We start from the raw sequence: 2774 nt of genomic DNA, 5'->3' as shown, positions 1-2774 counted from the left end.
TTCTTCTAAAGCCAGTATTATTTCTCGATTGCTGCTAAATGAAGTCCCGGAAAATATTGAAGATACTTTCTCTAATTTGGGACTACATTTATTGCCCCATAGTAGTAAGGATTTTTAAAGGGATTATAAGTCGGAGTTTCAGCAGTATTGCCAATATCTAACTCCGTACTATTTGGAGCAAAATGAACGCCACCAAGTAAAATCAGATCAACTTGGGTGGGATTAGAAGAGAATTTAGCTCGGATATCAGCAGGATCGAAAATCACATCAGTATTGGTACTGACTTGCACGGAAAGTTGTGCGTTAGCTGAAGATGCCGAAAACATCGCCGAACCGATTAAGACCACAAAACCTAGCTGCTTCCCTAACTGTTTGATAAATTGCATTCCTTAATCTCCATTAAAAACAATAGGTAGAGGAGAATTATCTCAACCTCATGTTACAGATATTACATTTTTGATTTATTTAAGAATAGTACTTAAACATGAAGAAATAATAATCTCTTTCAACAAATAATTACTGTGTTCTTACTCGGCCTTTATTCCAACATTTAAAAGCGAATTTTCACTCATATTTATTTTTAGAAAAAGATAAATATATTTTTAAAGATAAACATATTTTTATAGTTGTGAGATTAATACATTGGGTTATCCCAAAGCTGCTATGTTTACCTTCTGCATTGCTTTAATCGCGTATATCCCCGATTTCTTAAAGAAGTCGGGGATCTTGTTGATCGCTATTGACTCAGCAAGCCAACAGTTATCTCAAGGTGCATCTTAGCTTTGTGCAAATTCAGCAAGTTCTCTTGGTCAAACCTATCGGGGTAAGCCATTCTCCTACCTTCCAAGGTTATTTTGATGAGTGCTGCTTGCTCATCTGTGGGTGAATTCATTTCATCTATCACCCCTTCAAAAAATTGAATGACACTAAGTCCAGGAGATTTTAATCCCCTTCCTTCTCTCACCTGCTGGAGTGCAAGCTGAGGAAATGCTATCAGAGAAGTCATGTAGCTGACTTTATATGCTGCACTCTCTGTAGGCTTAATACCGTATCGACGGCATAAGTCACGTAATTCTGGGATGGTTTTGATTTCTAACTCGGAACGCGTGAACATAAAATAGAGTTACCTCTTGTAAAAGTGGTATTGGTAGGTAACAACTTTTCCAGGGATGATACCTACCAATTTAAAGTCTATTTCCTTGTATACATCAAATCAAGCCTTATTTATATCTCTCAACAATGCCTAACCCCAAGGGTAACCCTCAAAATTTTGAATCATCTCAACCAAGTAGAGAGTTAACCGATAATCTGAGTTTCCGGGTTACCAAAGAAATGAAGGAAGAGGTGAAAGCACAAGAAGACCCTCCAGAATTCTGTAGACGCGCTATCCAGGAAGCACTAGACAAGAAAAAAGGAAAGTAAGTAAGTCGGCAAGAAAATTTCAATGTATGTAAACAAATATAAATTAACGTAGGGTGTGTTAGCAGAGCGTAACGCACCATCCATAAAGGACAAATGCTAAAAAGTTAGCAGAAAACTAGAAAAAGTAGGTTAAAAGTACTATTTTTACGTCATTCTCAACACTTGAGCAAAAATATCAACGTATCCAAAAGGAGTTAATGGCTGGGGCGATCGCTCTTGGCGGTGTTTTCTTCATTGGCACTTTGTGGTACTCGTTAGTAGAGGGCTGGTCATGGGAAGATGCAGCTTACATGACAGTCATCACTCTTGCGACTGTGGGATATGGAGAGACGCACCCACTGGGTAACAGAGGACGATTGTTTACAATTGCCCTGATTTTGTTAGGTGTAGTGAATATCGGTTACATTGTCAATAGATTTACAGAAGCGATCATTCAAGGCTACTTTCAAGAAGGAATTCGGCTACAGCAACAGAGGCGGTTAATGGAATCCTTAACAGAACACTACATCATTTGTGGATTTAGCCGGACTGGTCGTCAAATTGCCAAGGAATTTCGGGCAGAAGGTGTACTTTTTGTGGTAATTGATTCAGACATGGAATCTGTACAAAGGGCGCAGACTGAAGGTTATACAGCATACCAAGGTGATGCTACATTAGATGACACCCTTTTGAAAGTCGGCATTGAACGGGCGATGTGTATCGTTGCAGCCCTTCCTTCCGATGCCGAAAATTTATATATTGTTTTATCAGCCAAAACACTAAATTCGGGAATTCGGGTGATTGCACGGGCAAGTACAGAAGAGGCTTTGCAGAAGTTACGACGCGGTGGTGCAGATCAAGTAATATCCCCCTATATTACTGGTGGGAAGCGCATGGCTGCTGCGGCACTCAGGCCCCAAGTATTGGACTTTGTAGACGGAATTTTGGCAGGTGCAGACCGTCAGTTGTATATGGAAGAATTTTTACTCGACCCGGCTTTTTGTCCCTTTGTGGGTCAGACTTTGCAAAAAGCGAGATTGCGATCGCAATCTGGGGCATTAGTTCTGGCAATTCGCCGCGTTGATGGGACTTTAATCGGTGGCCCTACTGGCGATACGGTTTTAATGCCGGGAGATCAGCTAATTGGTATGGGTACAGCAGACCAATTGCGTAGCCTTAACCAAATTCTTGGCCCAATTGGTTCTCAGAAATTGCGACGACCCAGAAGTAGTTAATGGACGAGAGCGGTAGGGCTATTTCATTCTCATCTAGCCCGCCTCAGAATGAATTCTGAGGCTAATAGCAAAAGTCCACGCTTAGTGGACTAAGAAAGGCTTTTAGTCCACTAAGCGTGGACTTGGACTATAAGAGAG

Annotated in this window: 4 protein-coding genes; 2 read left to right on the top strand and 2 right to left on the bottom strand. The window is 40.8% G+C overall.

What is annotated here, in order from left to right:
- Positions 1-71 precede the first annotated feature (71 nt).
- Positions 72-386, bottom strand: coding sequence for a hypothetical protein (locus tag LC574_RS34475; RefSeq protein ID WP_229458101.1), 315 nt, complete (start codon positions 384-386; stop codon positions 72-74).
- Between the two features lie 350 nt (positions 387-736).
- Positions 737-1114: a hypothetical protein gene (locus tag LC574_RS34470; RefSeq protein ID WP_229458100.1), complete on the bottom strand. Its 378-nt coding sequence runs from the start codon at positions 1112-1114 to the stop codon at positions 737-739.
- Between the two features lie 125 nt (positions 1115-1239).
- Here LC574_RS34470 and LC574_RS34465 point away from each other — a divergent pair, with 125 nt between their 5' ends.
- Both LC574_RS34465 and LC574_RS34460 read left to right on the top strand, forming a co-directional pair.
- Entirely contained in the window at positions 1240-1422 is a 183-nt protein-coding gene (locus LC574_RS34465) for a hypothetical protein (RefSeq protein ID WP_229458098.1), read from the top strand.
- A 197-nt stretch (positions 1423-1619) separates the two neighbouring features.
- Entirely contained in the window at positions 1620-2636 is a 1017-nt protein-coding gene (locus LC574_RS34460) for a TrkA family potassium uptake protein (RefSeq protein WP_229458097.1), read from the top strand.
- Positions 2637-2774 lie beyond the last annotated feature (138 nt).

The organism is Nostoc sp. CHAB 5715 (assembly GCF_020829685.1).
Lineage (GTDB): Bacteria > Cyanobacteriota > Cyanobacteriia > Cyanobacteriales > Nostocaceae > Nostoc.
This window is presented reverse-complemented; position numbering and strand designations above follow the sequence as displayed.